Raw genomic sequence first — 18,942 nt, 5'->3', positions numbered from 1 at the left:
CGCCGCGATCTGGCACAACCGCGCCACCGGCCAGCCCTTGACCAGGTCCTTGATCGCCTACGACCACTGACCTGAGTTAGGACTTACTCGTCTAGTACCTGAACTGCCCGATCAGGCCCCGGATCTCGTCGGCGGCCGTGCTGACCAGGCCCGCCGAGTTGCGGGTGGTGTTCGCGCCCTCCGCGGTGAACGCGCTCGACGACGTGATGTGCGAGACCGTGCCGCTGATGTCCGAGGCCGCCGCCTGCACCGCGCCGACGTTACGGGCCAGCAGGTCGGTGGTGGCCGACTGCTGCTCGACGGCGGCGGCGATGGTCCGCTGACCGTCGTCGATGCGGGCGATGACCGCGGTGATCGCCTCGATCGCGTCCGCCGTGCTCGTCGTCATCTCCTGGATCGCGCTGATCTTCGCGGTGATCTCGCCGGTCGCCCGCGCGGTCTCCCCGGCCAGATCCTTGACCTCGGTCGCCACCACCGCGAATCCCTTGCCGGCCTGTCCGGCCCGGGCCGCCTCGATGCTCGCGTTCAGCGCCAGCAGGTTGGTCTGCTCGGCGATGTTCGTGATCATCCGGACGATGTCGCCGACCTCCTGGCTGGCGTCGTTCAGCCGGCCGACCGCCTCCGCTGTCCGGTTCGCGCTGGTGGTCGCCTCGTGCGTGGTCGACGCGGCGGTCGCCGTCTGCCGGGCGATCTCCCGGATCGACGCGGACAGTTCCTCGGTGGCGGCCATCATGTCGCCCACCGAGCCGGACACGTGCACCGCCGAGCTGTCGGCGTTGCGGGCCTCCGCCGACGTCCGCTCCGCCGACCCGTCCAGCTCTCCGGCCAGCTTCTGCAACTCCACGCTGGCCTCGCTGAGGCGGGTCACCCGCTCCGCGGTCGCCGCCACCGTGCCCTGGATCTCCGTCATCGCCTCGTTGAGGGCCTGCGCCATCTCGCCGAACTCGTCGCGGTGGACGATCGGCGCCCGTACCGTCAGATCCCTTCCGGCCAGCGTCCGCAACGTCTCGCGCATCCTCTGTAACGGCTGCCGCACCGCCCGCACGGTCATCGCGCACACGGCCAGCGTCAGCAGGATCGCGATGGCCGCCGCCCACTGGATGAAGGTGGAACTGGTGTCCCCGGTCTCCCGCCCGTGCGCGCTGGCCCCGTTGACCTCCGCCAGCACCGCCTCGTCGAGTGCGCCCAGGCGCTCCTCCAGCGCCGAGAACTGGGCGAGGAAATCGGTCAGCGACCGCTGCGCCGCGGCCCGGTCGGTCGCCGCGGTCTGCACCGCGGCCTTCGCCAGATCGCCGTACTTGATGATCTCCGGGCGGGTCGTCTCGTAGTCGCCGCGCAACGACGCCGGAACCAGGCCGGCCGCCTCGTCGAACTTGTCCAGCATCGTCTGCGCGTGCTCGGACACCGCCTCGACCTCGTACTGCTCCCGCTGCTGCGCGGTGGTCGCGAACATCGCCGACATCACGTCGGCCCGCAGCGCGTCGTGCATCATGTCGGCGTTCCACTGGCTGCTCATCGCCGAGCTGACCCGGGCGATCTCCTCGTTGGCGGCGCTCTGGTCGTCGGCGTTGCGCACGGCGAACCCGGTCACCAGCGCGACGGCGACGAGACCGGTGGCGCCCTGCGCCACGAGACGGCCGACAATGGAGATCCCCACGGTTGACCCATCGGCAACCTGGACATCCGGCTTAGTCTGGGGATCATGACGGCCGCCGACGCCCAGAGATGGGCAGCCGAGCCCGCCAAGGACAGCGGGTACGGACGTACCCCGTACCAGCGAGACCGGGCACGGGTGTTGCACTCCGCCGGGTTCCGTCGCCTGGCCGCCAAGACCCAGGTGCACACCGCGGGGTCCGACGACTTCCTGCGGACCCGGCTCACCCACTCGCTCGAGGTCGCCCAGATCTCCCGGGAGATGGGCGCCCGCCTCGGCTGCGATCCCGACATCGTCGACGTCGCCGGGCTCGCCCACGACCTCGGCCACCCGCCGTTCGGCCACAACGGCGAGGCCGCCCTCGACCTGGCCGCCCAGCCGTGCGGCGGCTTCGAGGGCAACGCCCAGACGCTGCGGGTGATCACCCGGCTGGAGGCCAAGGTCCCCGGCGCCGGCCTCAACCTGACCCGCGCCACCCTCGACGCCTGCTCCAAGTACCCGTGGTTCCGCAAGCCCGGCCACCGCAAGTTCGGCGTCTACGACGACGACCGGCCGGTCTTCGAGTGGCTCCGCGACGGCCACGACGACGAGCGCCGCTGCCTCGAGGCACAGGTGATGGACTGGGCCGACGACGTCGCGTACTCGGTGCACGACGTCGAGGACGGGGTGCACGGCGGCTACATCACGCTGCGGGCGCTGATCGACGACCCGGCCGAGCGGGCCGCGCTCTGCGCCGACGTGGCCGCCACCTACTCCGACGAGAGCCTCGACGACCTGAGCGCCGCCCTCGACCTGCTGCTGTCCGACCCGGCCGTGACCGGGGTCGCCGGGTACGACGGCGGGTACGACTCGCTGATCGCCCTCAAGCGCATGACCAGCGTGCTCACCGGCCGGTTCGTGGCCTCCGCGGTCGGCGCCACCCAGAGCCGCTACGGCACCGAGCCGCTGCGCCGGTACGCCGCCGACCTGATCGTCCCGCGGACCGTCCGCAACCAGTGCGCGCTGCTCAAAGGCATGGCGCTGCGCTATGTGATGCGCTTCCGGGCGGCCGAGGAGTGGTATGCGCAGCAGCGCACCCTGCTGACCGAGCTGGTGCACGCGCTGACGCGTACCCCGGAGAGGTTGGATCCGCTCTTCCGGCCCCTGCACGCGGCCGCCCCGGACGACGCGGCCGCCCTGCGGGTGGTGATCGACCAGGTGGCGTCGCTGACCGACCACGCCGCGGTGGCCTGGCATTCCTCGATCGTCGGGACACGACGGGACCCTGCTGGCGGCTGACGGGCCGGGCGAGGCAGGATGTATGCCGTGGCGGAACGGGTCAAGGACGAGGACATCGCACTGGTCCGCGACCGGACCTCGATCGTCGACGTGATCAGCGAGACGGTGACGCTACGGTCGGCGGGTGGCGGCAACCTGAAGGGGCTGTGCCCCTTCCACGACGAGAAGACCCCGTCGTTCAACGTCTCTCCTGCCCGAAATGTCTATTTCTGCCACGGCTGCGGCCAGGGCGGCGACGCGATCAAGTTCCTGATGGACGCGGAGCACCTGTCGTTCATCGAGTCGGTCGAGCGGCTGGCCGGCAAGGCCGGGCTTCAGCTGCGCTACGACACCGAGACCGGCGGGCCGGCCACCCCGCGGCCGCAGACCGGGCAGAAACAGCGGCTGATCGCGGCGCACGCGGCCGCCGTCGACTTCTACCGGGACCAGCTCGGCTCGCCCGGCGCGCGCAAGGCCCGCGAGTTCCTCGCCGAGCGCGGGTTCGGGCGTGACGCCGCGGAGAGATACGGGTGCGGTTTCGCTCCCGACAGCTGGGACGCGTTGAGCAAGCACCTGCGGCTCAAGGGCTTCACCGCGGAGGAGCTGACCGCGGCCGGGCTGTCCAAACCGGCCCGCTCCGGCTCGCTGATCGACAGGTTCCGGCGCCGCCTGCTCTGGCCGATCCGGGACCTGAGCGGCGACGTGATCGGGTTCGGCGCGCGGAAGCTGTTCGACGACGACGACGGCCCGAAATACCTGAACACGCCGGAGACGCCGATCTACAAGAAGTCGCATGTGCTCTACGGCATCGACCACGCGAAACGGGAGATCGCCAAGCGCGGGCGGGCGGTGATCGTCGAGGGCTACACCGACGTGATGGCCTGTCACGAGGCGGGCGAGCCGACCGCGGTGGCGACCTGTGGCACGGCGTTCGGCGTCGACCACATCCAGGTGCTGCGGCGGCTGCTGATGGACAGCGACAGCTTCACCGGCGAGATCATCTACACCTTCGACGGGGACGCGGCCGGGCAGAAAGCGGCGCTGCGGGCCTTCGAGGAGGATCAGCGCTTCGTCGGGCGTACCTTCATCGCCGTCTCGCCGGACAACATGGACCCCTGCGAGCTGCGGCTGGCCCGCGGCGACCTGGCGGTCCGCGACATGATCGCGGGCCGGGAGCCGCTTGTCGACTTCGCTCTGCGGCAGACCATCTCGCGCTTCGATCTGGACACGGTGGAGGGCCGGGTCGAGGCGATGCGCCGCGCCGCGCCCCTGGTCGCCAAGATCAAGGACCGGGAGAAACGTCCGGAGTACGCGCGGAAGCTCGCCGGCGACCTCGGCATGGACCTCGACCCCGTCCAGCGGGCGGTGAACAACGCTCTGCGCGGGGAGGCCGCCGAGCAGCAGCGCGCGCCCCGGTCCCCGGCGGCCGCCGACTCGCCGCAGCGGCTGGTCGAGCGGGAGGCGCTGAAACTGGCGCTGCAGGAGCCGGTGCTGGCCGGCCCGATGTTCGACGCGGTCGGCCCGGAGAACTACGGCGATCAGGTCCTCCAGTCGGTGCGCGAGGCGGTCGCCCAGGCGGGCGGGGTGTCCTCGGCGACCGGCGGCGTGGTGTGGATCGAGAAGGTCCGCGACGCGTGCGCCGACATGGGCGGCCAGATGCTGGTCGGCGAGCTGGCGGTGGAGCCGCTCTATGTCGACGGGCCGGTCGACCCGCGTTACGTGCAGGTCACCCTGGCCCGGTTGCAGGGCGGCGCGCTGGCCACCCGCATCCGTGACCTCAAGTCCAAGGTGCAGCGCCTGAACCCGGTGGCCAACAAGGACCAGTACCTGGCACTGGCCGGGGAGCTCTTCTCACTCGAACAGCAGGCACGGGCCCTGCGCGAGCAGGCGGCAGGTGAACTGTGAAGCTCTTCCGACGGCGTCCCTCTCTTCCGGCCGCGTCCCGGCCCCCGCTCGCGGCGGAGGAGCGCGTGGTGGCCTGGTGCCAGGTCGCCGAGTCGCCGGAGGACGTGGTGGTCGCCACCAACCACGGGCTCTGGCTGCCGTCGGCGGTCGATCGGCTCGGCTGGCACGAGATCCACAAGGCGGCCTGGTCCGGGCGGGAGCTGCGGATCACCCCGGCCGAGACGGCCGTCGAGCGCGACGGCTACACCGTGCTGGTGGACGGGCCGGTCGTGTCGTTCCTGCTGCTGGAGCCGGGGGAGCTGCCCGACCAGGTGCGGGCGCGGGTGACCCGCTCGGTGGCGTACACCTCGCACCACTCGCTGCCGGCGGGCGCGGTCCGGGTGGTGGGCCGGCGGGTCCCCGGGCGCAACGGGTTGAGCTGGGCGGTCCGCTACGACTCCGGCACCCCGGTGGACGCCGACGAGGTGCTCGCGGCGACCGACGAGCTGGTCGGGGCGGCGCGGTCGGCCACCGAAGCCGTCGACTGAAAAACTGTCGTACCCCTTCCGTAGGGTCGGGGCGTGAACTCCCTCATCCACGCGCGCGGGCTCGTCAAGCGGTTCGGTGACTTCACCGCTGTCGACGGCATCGATGTCGACGTGCGGGCCGGGGAGGCGTTCGGCTTCCTCGGGCCCAACGGCGCGGGCAAGAGCTCGACCATGCGCATGATCGGCTGTGTCTCCCCACCGTCCGGCGGGGAGCTGCGGATCCTCGGCATGGATCCGCGGCGCGACGGCCCGGCCATCCGCGCCCGGCTGGGCGTGTGCCCCCAGCTCGACAACCTCGATCCCGAGCTGACCGTCCTGGAAAATCTGGTGACGTATGCGCGGTTCTTCGGCATCCCGCGACGGGCGGCCCGGGAGCGCGCCGCCGAGCTGCTCGACTTCGTGCAGCTGGGGGAGCGGGCCGGCAGCAAGGTCGATCCGCTGTCCGGCGGCATGAAACGACGGCTCACCATCGCCCGGGCGATGATCAACCAGCCCGACCTGGTGCTGCTCGACGAGCCGACCACCGGGCTCGACCCGCAGGCGCGGCATCTGGTGTGGGAGCGGCTGTTCCGGCTCAAGCAGCAGGGCGTGACGCTGGTGCTGACCACCCACTACATGGACGAGGCGGAGCAGCTCTGCGACCGGCTCGTGGTGATGGACGGCGGCCGGATCGTCGCCGAGGGCTCACCCCGCGAGCTGATCGAGGCGCACTCCACCCGTGAGGTGGTCGAGCTGCGGTTCCCGACCGACGACCAGGGGACCTATGCGGGCAAGCTGGAGGGCATCGGCGAGCGCGTCGAGGTGCTGCCCGACCGGGTGCTGCTCTACGTGGGCGACGGCGACGGGGCGCTGACCGAGGTGCACCGGCGGTCGCTGAGCCCGTCCAGCTCACTGGTGCGCCGCAGCAGCCTGGAGGACGTGTTTCTCCGCCTCACCGGCCGGACCCTGGTGGACTGATGACGCCGTCGGTCTACGTCCTGGAGTATCACCTGGTCAACTATCGGCGCACCTGGCGGTCGAGCGCGTTCTCGTCGCTGGTGCTGCCGCTGCTCACCATGCTCGGTTTCGGCCTCGGTGTGGGCAGCTTCGTCACCGGCGGCGTCGAGGGCGTCCCCTACCTGCAGTGGATGGTGCCGGGCCTGATCGCCAGCACCGCGGCGCAGGTGGCGGTCGCCGAGTCCACCTGGCCGGTGATGAGCTGCTTCACCTGGGTGAAAAGCTACTTCGCGCAGGCGGCGGCGCCGCTGCGCCCGGCCGACATCCTCGGCGGCCACGTGGCGTTCATGCTGTTCCGGGTGCTGGCCAGCGCGGCGGCCTTCCTGATGGTGGCGTTCTGTTTCGGCGCGCTGCGGTCCGGCTGGTCGCTGCTGGTGCTGCCGATCGCGCTGCTGCTCGGGGCGGCGCTCGCGCCCCTCGTGGCGGCCTACACGGCCTCGGTGACCACCGATATGTATCTGGCGGTCCTGTTCCGTTTCGCGGTGCTGCCGATGTCGCTGTTCTCCGGCGTCTTCTTCCCGATCGAGTCGCTGCCCACCGGTCTGCGCTGGGTGGCGCTGGCGCTGCCGCTCTCCCACGGTGTCGACCTGAGCCGGGCCGCCACCCTCGGGCTCGATCCCGGCCCCGGCGCGGTGTGGCAGGTGCTCTACCTGCTGGCCTGGGCCGTGGCCGGCTGGTTCCTGGCCTCCTGGCGCTATCGGCGACGGCTGGTGATCTGACGTGTTGTCCCTGATGCTCCCCCAGCGGCTGGTGATCTGACGTGTTGTCCCTGATGCTGCCCCGGCTGCTGCCGGCTCTCGACGGGATGGCCCGGCGCTCGGCCGCCGTGGCCGGTCGCAACGTCGCCGCTCTCCGTACGGCGTATTGGCTCGTCCTGCTCGGTGGCCTGCTGGAGCCGGTGTTCTATCTCTTCTCGATCGGTGTCGGCGTGGGCGCGCTGGTCGGCGAGATCCCGTTGCCCGGCGGCCGGCTGGTCGGCTACGCCGAGTTCGTGGCGCCGGCGATGCTCGCGTCGTCGGCGATGAGCGGCGCGCTCACCGAGACCACCTTCAACTTCTTCGGCAAGATGAAATTCATGCGGCTGTACGAGGGGATGCTCGCCACCCCGGTCCGGCCGATCGAGATCGCCCTCGGTGAGCTGTCGTGGGCGATGCTGCGGGGCAGCCTCTACTCGGCGGCCTTCCTGGTGATCATGGTGGCGATGGATCTGACGACGCCGCTGCGGGCGCTGGCCGCGTTCCCGGCGAGTGTGCTGGTCGGGTTCGCCTTCGGGGCGCTCGGCATGACCGTCTCCACCCTGATCCGCGGCTGGCAGGATTTCGACATGATCAGCGCGGGCATGTTCGTGCTGTTCCTGTTCTCCGGCACGTTCATCCCGGCCACCGCCTACCCCGACGTGTTGCGCTGGATCGTCGAGGTCACCCCGCTGTACCGCTCGGTCGACCTGATCCGCGGCATCAGCCTGGGTTCCCTCGGATTCGTGCAGTTGCTCGACGTCCTCTACCTGCTCGCGATGCTCGTCGGGGGCCTGTTCGTGGCCGGTCGCCGGATGGAGCGGCTGCTGTGCCGATGAGCCACCCTGACCCGGACGGGACATCGCGGGTGGAAACGGGTTAGGGAAGCCGTTCCTGCGGGCAACAAAACCGCAGGTCGCCAGCGCGCACAGCGGGCGGCCGGCGCGATCCGTGCCGGGTGTGCCGGGCCGCGCCGTCCGTCACCGCGGTGCGTCGGCGCGGCCGGCCGTTCGGTCCGTCACGGCGGCCCGTTACGGCGGTTCGCCGTCGCGGTGTGCTGTTTCGGTCAGCGGCTCGTGTCGCTGTCGTCGCGGTTCGCCGCTTCGGCTCGCGGCTGTGGCTTTGGTCGTTGCGGTTGGCTGGTTCGGCTTGCCGTTGTGGCTTTGGTCGTTGCGGTTGGCTGGTTCGGCTCGCCGTTGCGGCCCGGCCGTTTGCGGTTTGCCGGCTCGGTTTGTCGGTTCGGCCTTTGGCTTCGGCCTCTGGTTCGGGCCTTTGGCTTCAGCCTGTGGGCTGGGCCTTTGGTCCGGTCCTTTGGTTTCGGCCTTTCGCTTCTGCCCGGAGGGAACCCCGATATGAAACTTCGACACAAGGCTGACGAGCAGCCGTCAGGGGCCGTCGGCACCGATCGCGCCGCGGACGAGGCCCGCCGCAGAGGTGGGACCGACTACGACGTGGCCGCGGCGGCCACCGCGCGAACCGGTGAGGACCGCGACATCGACCTGGCCGCCCCCGGCCCGGACGAGGGGCCGGACAGCCCCGCCCAGCTGAAGGGCAAAGGCATCGTCGCCGCCGTCAAACGCACCTTCAAACAGTTCTCCGAGGACAACGTCTCCGACTGGGCGGCGGCGCTCACGTACTACGGCGTGCTGTCGATCTTCCCCGCCGCCGTCGTGCTCGTGTCGCTGCTGGGCATGCTCGGCAACGACGGGCAGAAGACGGTCACCGACGCGGTCAACGACCTCACCCCCAACGCCCAGCTCCGCAGCCTCGTCGACACGGTGCTCACCCAGGTGGGTGACTCCGGTGCGGCCGGCTTCGCCGCGATCATCGGTCTGGTCGTCGCGTTCTGGTCGGCGTCCGGCTACGTGGCCGCGTTCATGCGCGCGTCCAACGCCGTCTACGACGTGCCGGAGGGCCGTCCGATCTGGAAGACCCTGCCGATCCGGGTGGGCGTCACCGCCGTCATCGGCCTCATGCTGATCGCCTCCGCCGCCATCGTGATCTTCACCGGCGAGCTGTCCCGGGTCGTCGGCGAACGTCTCGGTTTCGGCGGCGTCGCCGTCACCACATGGAACATCGCCAAGTGGCCCGTCCTCGTCGTCCTCGTCAGCCTGATGTTCGCCCTGCTCTACTGGGCGTCGCCGAACGCCAAGACTGGCGGCTTCCGCTGGATCACCCCCGGCGGCATCTTCGCAGTCGTGCTATGGGTGGTCGCGTCCGGAGCGTTCGCGTTCTACCTGGCCAACTTCGCGAGCTACGACAAGACGTACGGCACGCTGGCCGGCGTCATCGCCTTCCTGGTCTGGCTGTGGATCTCCAACATGGCGATCCTGCTCGGCGCCGAACTCGACGCCGAACTCGAACGAGGCCGAGCCATCGCCGCCGGCCACCCCGCCGACGACGAGCCCTTCCTGGAACTGCGAGACACCCGCAAGATCAAGAAGGGCAGCGAGCACGGCCTGAGCCAGAACTGACTGCCGGAAAACGGCGCGCCCGCCTCTCCAGGCCGGCGCGCCGTTTTCCGTTCGGCGCGCTCTCTGTTGCGCCGCGAACTGCCCGTTCCCGTCGCGGCGCATCGCCCTGTCCCGACCTGAGCGCTGCCCATTCCTGGCGGTCACGCTGCTTTCTTGGTCGGCGTGCTGTTTTCCGAGACGGTGTGTCGCTCCGCTCTTCCCGGCCTGCGCGCCGCCCGTGGGCTGTCGGATTTCCTCGCGGTTTACGCCGTTGCGCCGCCGCATCGCCCGCTGCCTGGCCGTTGCGCGGGGTTGCCGCTGGGCTTCGTTGGCTGTGGGCTCCGCTGTCTCGTCGCTCGTGCTTCCGGGTTCCTCCGCTGTCCGGTCGCTTCGCTGCCTCGCTGTGTCGTTGCTGTGCCGCTTTGCTGCCGTGCCGCCCGCCGCCTGGTCGTCTCATCACGCCGTTGCGTCGCCGTCTGCCGCTTTGTCGGCCCGCAGCGTTACCGCTGTGCTTCGTTGGCTGGCGACCCTCTGCCTTGTCGCCTGCTTCCGGGTCGCTCGGTTGCCTCGTTGGCTGGTGGCTCCGCTGTCTCGTCGCCGTTGCTTCCGGGTCCCTTCGCTGTCTGGTCGCTTCGCTGTCTCGCTGTGTCGTTGCTGTGCCGCTTTGCTGCTGCGCCGCCCGCCGCCTGGTCGTCCCACCACGCCGTTGCCTCGCCGTCCGCCGTCTTGTCGTCCCGCAGCGTTGCCGCTCCGCTATTTCGCTGCCTCGACGCGTCGTCGTCTTGCGGTAGCGGGGAGCGGGCCTGTGGGAACGGGAGAACCGGGGAGAGCGGGGAGCGGGGAACGCCGTCGTTAAAAGCCGGCCCGCCGAGCGTGAGGGGCCAGCAGCCCCCGAGGGGGGTGAGAGGACAACGAGGGTAGTGGGGAGGGGTGCTGATGCGCGGGGCGTGTTCACGTGCATTCGCACGGTGGGGCGACGGCACGCGGCGGACGCACGCGCAGCCGAACATTGCATGTCCGTTTGTGCGGAGTTTGAACAAGCAGGCTGTCCGACTATGCCAGTTCGTGACCGTTCGGTGACGGCTACTCGCTGGTCACCCCCGGCGAAGGGATTGGCGTGTTTCAATGAAAGTGGCCGCTCTGGATCATGTTCGTGCTGGTTGCCGGGTCGCACGGGGGGTGCGCCGGTGATCCGGTGTGCGGCTCAGGCTCGTACCCGAGGGCAGGCAATCCACGGATGGAGGCGCTGATGACAACCCGGCGGGGCCAGATCAGCCGATCAGGAACGGACTCCGACATGGTCCATACTGGAGCCGTAAGCGCGTGCGAATGCACGTGCACCTGCACGGGTGACCTCGTCCGGGGAGGAATTTGATGCGGCTTCGACATCCCTCCGGCCGGATCGTGCACCTCAGCTGCGGCCTCAGCCTAGACCACGCGGCGGACGTCTCCACCGCGATCGATCGGCTGGACGCCGCCAACGCGGCATTACGCGGGCACTTCGGCACCGGCGCCCTCACCGTGGCGCTCAGGTTGCCGTTCCGGCTGGCTGCCGCCCTCGCCGACGACGGGCGTGCCCGTACCCGGCTGCGTGCCGAACTCGACGCCCGCGGGCTCGAGGTCGTCTCGTTGAGCGGGACGCCCGGTCACGAGGGCGGCGCCGCCGACCCGGCCGGCGCGCGCAGCCTGGCTGGCGGGAGTGGCTCGGCCGGCGGGAGCAGCCTGGCTGGCGGGAGCAGCTCGGCCGGCGGGAGCAGCCTGGCTGGCGGGAGCAGCTCGGCCGGCGGGAGTGGCTCGGCCGGCGGGAGTGGCATGGTCGGCGAGAGCAGCCTGGCCGGCGGGAGTAGCCCTGCCGACCGGAGTGGCTCGGCGGACGGGAGTGGCTCGGCGGACTGGAGCGACCCGGTCCGTGTCCGGCGCACTCTGGAGCTGGCCCGGATCCTCGTCGACCTGCTGCCGTTCGAGGAGGTTCGCGGCGCGATAGCCACGTGTGGACTGGGTCGTTCCGACGAGTGGGATGACGGGCGGCGGAAAGCGGGCGCACGGCACCTGTCCCGTCTCTCCGGCGGGCTCGCCGATCTGGCCTGGCGGGTGGGGCGTGCGGTCCGCGCCGGTTTTCAGCCCGGCCCCGGCAAAGTGCTCGACAGTCCCGAGCAGACCGTCGCCGCGCTCAGCCGGATCGACAAGGACCGGCTCGGCATCTGCCTCGACCTGACGACGGTGCTGCGCGACTGGCCCGGCCCGGAAGCCGGCATCGACCGGATCACCGACGCGGGCCTCTCCGTCATCACGGCGCGGATCAGCGATCCGTCGGCCGCCTGGCAGCCCGTGCTCCGGCACCTGCTCGCCGCCGACACCGCGCGCACCGAGTATGTGGACGTCGACATCACCGGCACCGACGAGCAGCGGGGCGTCGCTCTGGCGTACGTCCTCGAAGAAATGACCTCTCTCGGTCTCGTGCCGGAGCAGCAACCCTGCGCCGCGCCCTGATGGCACGCCTCGGCGCCGCTCCCGCCGGGGAGCGGCGCCGTGGTTGACCGGCGTCAGTAGGTGGTGCTGGTGCTGCTGCTGGTGGTGCTGCCCTTCGGGGCGGCGGTGAGGGAGTCACTCGGAGCGAGCAGCTCGTCCGTGGTGTCCGTGCTCCGGCTGGTGGTCCCGGTCGTGTTGAGCTTCTCACCGAGCTTCGACGACTGCAGCTTGTCCTTGCCCTCGGTGTAGAGCTTGTTGGCCTGCGCCTGGGCGACGCCGGCGGCCTCCTGCACCGTGGGGTGCTCCCAGAGCTTCTGCGCGCTGGCCCGGATCTCTTCGTACTTCTCCCGGCCGGCACGGCTTCCCATGACGAAGCCCGCCGCGAGGCCGGTGAGGAACATCAGCTTTCCGCGCATGGTGGCGGCTCCTTCCGTAGTTCGACGCGCGTGCGTCTGCGGGGGTGCATACCCATCCTGCCGGGGCGATACTCCCCGTATCCCGGTTTCCCCCTGGCTGTCGGCCCGCCGGGCGAGCGAGGGGTATCCCGTTCGCGGGGCGTCGGGGTGGTCATGTAGTCTGTTCTCCGTCGCCAGGGAAACCGGGCGGCGAGCAGTGAACTATCCCCGATAGCTCAATTGGCAGAGCAGCCGGCTGTTAACCGGCAGGTTATAGGTTCGAGTCCTATTCGGGGAGCCATCAACCAGGCCTTGTGGCCTGGTTTTTGTGTTTCTGAGGCCGTGCGGATTGCGCGGCCTTTCGCGTTCCAAAGCTCGACAGGTTCCAGCTCACCACACCGCTGGGCTGGCCGCGCTGGGCGGCTTCGAAGCGGCTGCCGGGCGTTCCGGTGTTCCATGGGCCGGCCATGATGCGGCGGGCGATGCGGCGGGAGACGCCGAGGCGGGCGGCGGCCTCGTCGTCTCGGGTTGGGGTCGGTTCCACGGCATACAGGTCGCGGGCGGCAGGGGCCGGCGGTACTACGGCGACCACTGGACCGACATGATCGTGCACCGGGCAGCGACGTGTCGGTGCGCAACACCCGAAGCGGCGGGTGGGTCGTGATCACGGGGTGGGGCCGGCGCCACGGACTGAACGTGACGAACGGTCTCGGGCGCCTCTGCCTCGCCTGACCTTCCCATCAGCCCCCGCCGGCTCCGGAAGTGAGGGCCTCGGCATGTGGGTCGCTGAGCGCGGGACGGTGATCCTTCTGGATCGGGTTCGGGTAGCCGTACCCCCGCGGGGGTTTGATCCTCCGGCCTCCGGCCGCCTGTCGCTTTCGCCTCCTCCGCGGCAGTTGCCCGGGTACGCTGGGCATCGCGTTGATTGCAGCCAGTGAGGTGGACATGTCGCAGCCGGTAGAGGTGGACGTCGTCATCATCGGCGGCGGGCTCGCCGGGCTGTCCGCTGCCCGCCGGCTGGACCGGGCCGGCGTCGAATGGCTGCTGGTGGAAGGCTCCGACCGGCTCGGCGGGCGGGTCGCCACCGATGTGATCGACGGCTGGCGGATGGACCGCGGATTCCAGACGCTCAACACCGCCTACCCACGGCTGCCCGCACTCGTCGACATCGATGCGCTCGACATGCGCTACTTCACCTCCGGCGTGCTGGTGCGCCGCTGCGGCGAGCTGCACCGCCTGGAGAATCCGCTGCGTGAGCCGCTCGCCACACCGCAGACCCTGATCTCCGGCATCGGCACTCTCACCGACCGGCTCAAGTTCGCGGCCCTCGCCACCCGGTGCGCCACCCTGCCGGTCCACCGCCTCCTCGACATGCCGGAGGTCACCACCCAGGAGATGCTGCGTGCCGCCGGCCTCTCCCACCGGATCATCGAGGAGGCGCTGCGGCCGTTCTTCTCCGGCGTCTTCGCCGACCGCTCCCTCGACACGTCCAGCCACGTCGCCGCCATGGTGCTGCGCTCGTTCACCCGCGGCCGGATCGGGGTGCCCGCCGCCGGCATGGCCGCGCTGCCCGCCGCGATCGCCGGCCCGCTGCCGTTCCCGCAGCTCCTGATCGGGGCGCGGGCCCTCGCCGTCGGGCCCGGCATGGTCGTCACGGAGGGTGGCGAGGTCCGTTGCCGGGCCGTCATCGTCGCCACCGACCCGGCCGGCGCGGCCGCCCTGCTGCCCGACCGGCTGCCCCGGCCCGACGTGCACAGCCTCACCACGTTCTACTTCGGCGCCGACCACGCCCCCATCGACGAGCCGATCCTTCTGCTCGACGGCGACCGGCGCGAGATCATCGCCAACAGCGTCGTGATGAGCAACGCCGCACCCGAATACGCCCCCGGCGGCAAAAGCCTCATCGCGGCCACCGTCGTCGGCATCTCGGCGCCCTCCGGCGCCTCCGAGACCGTCATCCGGGTCGAATTGTCGAGGATGTACGGGGTGCCGGCCGACGACTGGGACCTGCTCAGTGTGGTCACCGTGCCGCAGGCCCTGCCCGCCGCCCGCCCGCCCCAGACCCGGCTCCGCAAGCCGATCCACCTGGGCGACCGTCTCTTCGTCGCCGGCGACCACCGGGACAGCCCGTCCATTCAGGGTGCGATGGCCGGCGGCTGGCGTACCGCAGGAGCAGTCCTGGCGTCACTCGGCGCCCGGGTCGGGGTTTAATGCCCGTTTCAGGGGGTTTCAATGAGCGACATCAACCCGGAGAACTACGCTGAATTCACCACCCAGGACGGTCCCGAATGTCCCAGTTGCTGTGACGAGGAGACGCCCCGGGTGGAGGATCTCCAGCCACCGGACATGGTCGAAGATCCTCGGCGACAGATCGTTCTTCAGCCGAAATCCCTGGTGCGGTGATAGATCGCTAGGCTCGGGGGCGGGGCACGGGATAGGATCGCCGCCGGTACGGGGCGGTAGCTCAGTGGGTTAGAGCAGTCGACTCATAATCGATCGGTCACGGGTTCGAGTCCCGTCCGCCCCACGTTGATCTTGCATGCGAACCACAGCCCGGTGGTTCGCTGTCGTCGGCTGCTGGCGAATTGCCGGAGGCGGTTCTCTATTCTGCGCGGGTGTCTTCGCTCAGTGATACCGAGATCGATGCCTTGATCGCCGAAGCGGTCGTGGACTGCTATGACGAGCATGAGCAGCTCAGTGGCCTCTTTGCCATGATCGAGGGCAATCTGGCGGTGCCGTTCGACACCGAGGTTCTCGGTGTGCCGGTGGTAGTCCGGAAGGTGGATCTGCGTTCGTCGGAGATCGTGGCGATCTGCCATCGTGGCCGGCTGCGGCAGGCGATCGGGATTCTGGACCTTCCGTTGCCGGATCCTGTGCCCGATGGGACGCAGTGGATCGAGGCGTACCGGCGGTGGGCGGGCCGGTGAGCGAGTACCAGTACTACGAGTTCGTAGCGCTCGACCAGGCGCTGACGGCGAAGCAGCAGGGCGAATTGCGGGCGGTGTCATCGCGGGGACGGATCTCATCGTCGAGTTTCGTCAACGACTACCAATGGGGCGATCTGAAGGCGGATCCAGCCAAGTGGATGGAGCGATACTTCGACGCGCACCTGTATCTGGCGAACTGGGGCACTCGACGGATCATGCTGCGGTTGCCGAAGGCGGCACTGGCGCCGGAGACGGCGGAGGCGTTCTGTGTCGGGGAGTCGGCCGGCTGCTGGGCGACTCGTACCCATGTGATCCTCGATCTTCATAGCGAGGACGAGGACGGTGACGACGAATGGTGGGACGAGGAAGGACGGCTGGCGGCGATCGTGCCGGCCCGGGCAGAACTGGTCGGCGGCGATCGGCGGCTGCTGTACCTGGCCTGGCTGCTGTGTGTGCAGAATCGGGAACTGGACGATGACGAGCCGGAGCCGCCGGTTCCGGCCGGGCTGGCGAAGCTGAGCGGGCCGTTGCAGGCCCTGGCGGACTTCCTTCGCCTGGATCCCGATTTGCTGGACGCGGCGGCCACGGCGAGCCGGCCGCTGGCCGAGAAGAAGCCCTCCGCCGCCGAGTTGCGCCGCTGGGTGGCGGGTCTGGCGGTGGCGGACAAAGACGCCGTACTGCTGCGGGTGCTACGTGGCGATGCCGGCTTGCTGCAGTCGGAGTTGCTGCGGCAGTTCCACGGTGTGACGGAGGAGTCGCCTGCCGGAGAGGGGCGGACCGCCGGGGACCTGCTCGCTGCCGCTGAGGAACGCTGGGCTGCACGGCAGCAGCAGAAGCGGGAACGAGAAGCGGCCGAGCGTCAGCGTCGTGAGGAAGCAGCCGCTGCGGCCCGCGAGCAGCGTCTGGACGATCTGGCACGGAACCTGGTCCGAGCCTGGGATCAGGTGGACGAGTTGATCGCGACGAAGCGCCCGAAGGACTACGACACGGCGGTCACCCTGCTTTTGGATCTTCAGGCGCTGGCGGTACGGGAGGGTGAGATCTTCGAGTTCGCGGAGCAGATGACGCAGTTGCGGGAGCGGCATGCGCGTAAGCCGAGTCTGATCGACCGTTTTGACCGGGCCCGGCTTGACTGAGTCGGCTGTCGGGCTTGCGGCGGCCGGCGTGTGAAGATTGGCCGGTGGTGTCCGTTGACGCGGTGACTGAGGACGAGGTCGCTCGGCTGCGTCGCGAGCTGGAGCGGTTACGGACGGAGAACCATCGGCTGTCGCGTCTGCTGGAGCTGCGGGGCCAGGACACCGCTCCGGCACCGGAGCAGCTCGCCGCGATGGCCACGCCGGGACCGGTCACGATGGCGTCGCCGGTGCCGGAGAAGCTGGCGTTCTACGCCAGCCTGTTCCGGGGGCGGCGGGATGCTTATGCGAAGCGCTGGGAGAACAATCGGCTCGGTACGGCGGGATGGTCTCCCGCGGTGGCGGGCGGCTGGCGCAGGGGTATGGACCGGCGCACAGCGGCCTATCTGCCGCTCACCGCGGAGGTGGTTGCCGCCCATCTGGTCGGTGACGTGTTCATGGGCCTTTATCCGCTGTTCACCGACAACACCTGCCAGTTCTTGGCGGCCGACTTCGACGGCAGCACCGCGATGCTCGATGCGCTGGCCTATTGCAAGGCGGCCCGTGGCAGTGGTGTGCCCGCGGCGTTGGAGATCTCCCAGTCGGGGCGTGGAGCGCATGCTTGGATCTTCTTCACCGACCCGATCCCCGCGACTACGGCCCGGTCGATAGGAACGGTTCTGCTGCACGAGGCCATGGTGCTTCGGGGCTCGATGGACCTGCGGTCGTACGACCGGCTGTTCCCGAACCAGGACGTTCTACCGGACGGAGGCCTCGGAAACCTGATCGCTGCCCCGCTGCAGGGCAGGCGCCGCAAGGACGGATTGACGCTCTTCCTCGACCTGGCAACTCTGGAACCGCACGAGGACCAATGGGCCTTCCTGTCGGTCCTCGACCGGCTCAGTCCTGGCGACGCGGAGAAGGTGGCCCGTCGTGCAAAACAGGCCGCGGTGGGCACCGGCGTCGTGAAAATGAGCAGGTCGGACGCCACGAAGGTCCATCCGCCCCTATCGATGACGGTGCAAGCAGAACTCGCCGCGGGCCTGAGTATCGACACCTCGCAACTGCCGGCGGCCGCGCTGGCTACGTTCAAGCACGCGGCCTCGCTGGCCAATCCGAAGTTCCATGAGTTGCAGCGGCTCCGTAAGTCGACCTGGGACACGCCGCGATTCCTCCGCGGGTACGACCTCACGCTAGACGGCCGCCTCGTCCTCCCACGAGGGCTGCGGCACACCGTCGGGCGAATCGTCGAGGATGCCGGATCCCGGATGGTGGTCACGGATACGCGGGATGCCGGCCGTGAGATCGAGGTTGTTTTCACCGCCGAGTTGACGACCAGGCAGAGCGCCGGGGTGGGTGCGATGCTCGCCCACGACGACGGCATGCTGGTGGCGCCACCGGGCTCCGGCAAGACCGTCATGGCCTGCGCCATGATCGCCGAACGTGCCACCTCGACCCTGATTCTTGTCGATCGCAAAGCATTGGCCGAACAGTGGCGATCACGCATCGAGCAGTTCCTCGGCGTACGACCGGGTCAGATCGGCGGCGGCCGGCGCAAGCTCACCGGTGTCGTGGATGTCGCGATGCTGCCCTCGCTGGCCCGGCGTGCCGACGTCGCGGACCTCACCGCCGGGTACGGGCACGTGATCGTCGACGAATGCCACCACCTTGCTGCCGCCGCGTACGACCATGCGGTCAAGCGGATCGGCGCACAGTTCTGGCTCGGGCTCACCGCGACGCCGTCCCGCCGGGACGGGCTCGGTGAACTCGTGACCTGGCAGCTCGGCCCTGTTCGGCACACCGTGACCGACGAGGACCCGGATACGCTCGCCGCCGTCTGGCAGGAAGAGACCGGTCCGCGACGCCTGTTGTTCGTGCACGAGACCCAGTTCCGGGCTGATGATGAGGACCTGTCGTCACCGGGCGCACTGGCGGCCGTTTACCGCTCCTTGATCGGGGACGAAGCACGAAACGCCCAGATCGTCGACGACGTCGCGGCTGCCCTCGCCAAGGGGCGCAACTGTCTCGTGCTGACCCGTCGGGTCGCCCATGTCGAAACTCTGGCTTCGCTCCTCGCGGATCGCGGACATCAAGCACTTCTGTTGCAGGGCGGCATGACCACTGCGGATAGGCGTGCGGCAGTCGACCGGCTCGCCGTGGCGAAGGCCGGCGACGGGATCCTGGTCATCGGCACCACGCCGTTCATCGGTGAGGGTTTCGACGCACCCGTACTCGACACCCTGTTCCTGGCCGGTCCGATCTCCTTCGACGGCCTGCTGATCCAATGCGCCGGCCGGGTCATCCGAGCGGCGCCCGGCAAGGACGTCGCGGAGGTGCACGACTACCACGACCCGGCGACGCCGATCCTCGCCGTTTCACTGCAGCGTCGTATGCCCGGCTATCGGGCGCTGGGCTTCGTCAAACCATAGCGACGTTTCGGCGCACCTTGCTCAATGCGAGAAGCTCATTAGTAGAGGTATCGGCAAAGAGATGATGGTGATCTCGTTGGCCCC

General features: G+C 69.7%; 15 protein-coding genes and 2 tRNA genes. 15 read left to right on the top strand and 2 right to left on the bottom strand.

What is annotated here, in order from left to right; translation table 11 throughout:
• Nucleotides 1–91: 91 nt before the first annotated feature.
• Complete coding sequence (locus BM290_RS07015; protein ID WP_093611137.1) at nucleotides 92–1,657, bottom strand: methyl-accepting chemotaxis protein; 1,566 nt, start codon at nucleotides 1,655–1,657, stop codon at nucleotides 92–94.
• Between the two features lie 45 nt (nucleotides 1,658–1,702).
• Here BM290_RS07015 and BM290_RS07010 point away from each other — a divergent pair, with 45 nt between their 5' ends.
• The 8 genes from BM290_RS07010 to BM290_RS47140 all read left to right on the top strand — a co-directional run bounded on the left by BM290_RS07010 (nucleotide 1,703) and on the right by BM290_RS47140 (nucleotide 12,016).
• A complete protein-coding gene (locus BM290_RS07010; protein WP_093611135.1) occupies nucleotides 1,703–2,932 on the top strand; it encodes a deoxyguanosinetriphosphate triphosphohydrolase in 1,230 nt (409 codons plus the stop codon).
• Between the two features lie 18 nt (nucleotides 2,933–2,950).
• Nucleotides 2,951–4,816 carry a DNA primase gene (gene dnaG, locus BM290_RS07005; protein WP_093611133.1) on the top strand — a complete coding sequence of 622 codons (1,866 nt, stop codon included), beginning with the start codon at nucleotides 2,951–2,953 and terminating at the stop codon, nucleotides 4,814–4,816.
• On the top strand, nucleotides 4,813–5,343 hold the full coding sequence (locus tag BM290_RS07000; RefSeq protein ID WP_093611131.1) for a hypothetical protein: 531 nt from the start codon (nucleotides 4,813–4,815) through the stop codon (nucleotides 5,341–5,343). The genes dnaG and BM290_RS07000 overlap by 4 nt, the downstream gene beginning before the upstream one ends.
• A gap of 33 nt (nucleotides 5,344–5,376) precedes the next feature.
• Nucleotides 5,377–6,300, top strand: a complete 924-nt coding sequence (locus tag BM290_RS06995; protein ID WP_093611129.1) for an ABC transporter ATP-binding protein — start codon at nucleotides 5,377–5,379, stop codon at nucleotides 6,298–6,300.
• Nucleotides 6,300–7,058 (top strand): ABC transporter permease, encoded by a 759-nt coding sequence (locus tag BM290_RS06990; RefSeq protein WP_093611127.1) that lies wholly within the window; start codon nucleotides 6,300–6,302, stop codon nucleotides 7,056–7,058. The genes BM290_RS06995 and BM290_RS06990 overlap by 1 nt, the downstream gene beginning before the upstream one ends.
• Before the next feature lie 41 nt (nucleotides 7,059–7,099).
• Nucleotides 7,100–7,912 (top strand): ABC transporter permease, encoded by an 813-nt coding sequence (locus BM290_RS06985; protein WP_093611125.1) that lies wholly within the window; start codon nucleotides 7,100–7,102, stop codon nucleotides 7,910–7,912.
• Between the two features lie 513 nt (nucleotides 7,913–8,425).
• Nucleotides 8,426–9,547: a YihY/virulence factor BrkB family protein gene (locus BM290_RS06980; RefSeq protein WP_093611123.1), complete on the top strand. Its 1,122-nt coding sequence runs from the start codon at nucleotides 8,426–8,428 to the stop codon at nucleotides 9,545–9,547.
• Between the two features lie 1,353 nt (nucleotides 9,548–10,900).
• Complete coding sequence (locus tag BM290_RS47140) at nucleotides 10,901–12,016, top strand: hypothetical protein (protein ID WP_143133641.1); 1,116 nt, start codon at nucleotides 10,901–10,903, stop codon at nucleotides 12,014–12,016.
• A gap of 53 nt (nucleotides 12,017–12,069) precedes the next feature.
• Here BM290_RS47140 and BM290_RS06960 read toward each other — a convergent pair whose 3' ends face one another.
• The gene (locus tag BM290_RS06960) at nucleotides 12,070–12,411 is read right to left on the bottom strand and encodes a hypothetical protein (RefSeq protein WP_093611121.1); all 342 of its coding nucleotides are present in this window, start codon (nucleotides 12,409–12,411) and stop codon (nucleotides 12,070–12,072) included.
• Nucleotides 12,412–12,615: 204 nt separating this feature from the next.
• Between BM290_RS06960 and BM290_RS06955 the strand changes: the two genes are divergently transcribed.
• The 7 genes from BM290_RS06955 to BM290_RS06930 all read left to right on the top strand — a co-directional run bounded on the left by BM290_RS06955 (nucleotide 12,616) and on the right by BM290_RS06930 (nucleotide 18,858).
• Nucleotides 12,616–12,691: transfer RNA gene (locus BM290_RS06955), tRNA-Asn, on the top strand.
• A 644-nt stretch (nucleotides 12,692–13,335) separates the two neighbouring features.
• Nucleotides 13,336–14,601 carry an NAD(P)/FAD-dependent oxidoreductase gene (locus tag BM290_RS06950; RefSeq protein WP_093611274.1) on the top strand — a complete coding sequence of 422 codons (1,266 nt, stop codon included), beginning with the start codon at nucleotides 13,336–13,338 and terminating at the stop codon, nucleotides 14,599–14,601.
• A 21-nt stretch (nucleotides 14,602–14,622) separates the two neighbouring features.
• Complete coding sequence (locus BM290_RS48160) at nucleotides 14,623–14,793, top strand: hypothetical protein (RefSeq protein WP_177319608.1); 171 nt, start codon at nucleotides 14,623–14,625, stop codon at nucleotides 14,791–14,793.
• 50 nt (nucleotides 14,794–14,843) lie between these two features.
• Nucleotides 14,844–14,917: transfer RNA gene (locus tag BM290_RS06945), tRNA-Ile, on the top strand.
• 88 nt (nucleotides 14,918–15,005) lie between these two features.
• The gene (locus BM290_RS06940; RefSeq protein WP_093611119.1) at nucleotides 15,006–15,317 is read left to right on the top strand and encodes a hypothetical protein; all 312 of its coding nucleotides are present in this window, start codon (nucleotides 15,006–15,008) and stop codon (nucleotides 15,315–15,317) included.
• A complete protein-coding gene (locus BM290_RS06935; protein ID WP_093611272.1) occupies nucleotides 15,314–16,453 on the top strand; it encodes a hypothetical protein in 1,140 nt (379 codons plus the stop codon). Before BM290_RS06940 ends, BM290_RS06935 begins: the two co-directional genes overlap by 4 nt.
• Before the next feature lie 44 nt (nucleotides 16,454–16,497).
• Nucleotides 16,498–18,858 (top strand): DEAD/DEAH box helicase, encoded by a 2,361-nt coding sequence (locus BM290_RS06930; protein WP_239143418.1) that lies wholly within the window; start codon nucleotides 16,498–16,500, stop codon nucleotides 18,856–18,858.
• Nucleotides 18,859–18,942: the final 84 nt, after the last annotated feature.

Source organism: Actinoplanes philippinensis (genome assembly GCF_900113015.1).
In the GTDB taxonomy this organism is placed as follows: domain Bacteria; phylum Actinomycetota; class Actinomycetes; order Mycobacteriales; family Micromonosporaceae; genus Actinoplanes; species Actinoplanes philippinensis.
This window is presented reverse-complemented; position numbering and strand designations above follow the sequence as displayed.

Coding starts and splice junctions, on each gene's coding strand:
- BM290_RS07010 (WP_093611135.1), top strand. CDS start 1,703: ATGACGGCCGCCGACGCCCAGAGATGGGCAGCCGAGCCCGCCAAGGAC.
- dnaG (WP_093611133.1), top strand. CDS start 2,951: ATGTATGCCGTGGCGGAACGGGTCAAGGACGAGGACATCGCACTGGTC.
- BM290_RS06990 (WP_093611127.1), top strand. CDS start 6,300: ATGACGCCGTCGGTCTACGTCCTGGAGTATCACCTGGTCAACTATCGG.
- BM290_RS06980 (WP_093611123.1), top strand. CDS start 8,426: ATGAAACTTCGACACAAGGCTGACGAGCAGCCGTCAGGGGCCGTCGGC.
- BM290_RS47140 (WP_143133641.1), top strand. CDS start 10,901: ATGCGGCTTCGACATCCCTCCGGCCGGATCGTGCACCTCAGCTGCGGC.
- BM290_RS06960 (WP_093611121.1), bottom strand. CDS start 12,411: ATGCGCGGAAAGCTGATGTTCCTCACCGGCCTCGCGGCGGGCTTCGTC.
- BM290_RS06950 (WP_093611274.1), top strand. CDS start 13,336: ATGTCGCAGCCGGTAGAGGTGGACGTCGTCATCATCGGCGGCGGGCTC.
- BM290_RS48160 (WP_177319608.1), top strand. CDS start 14,623: ATGAGCGACATCAACCCGGAGAACTACGCTGAATTCACCACCCAGGAC.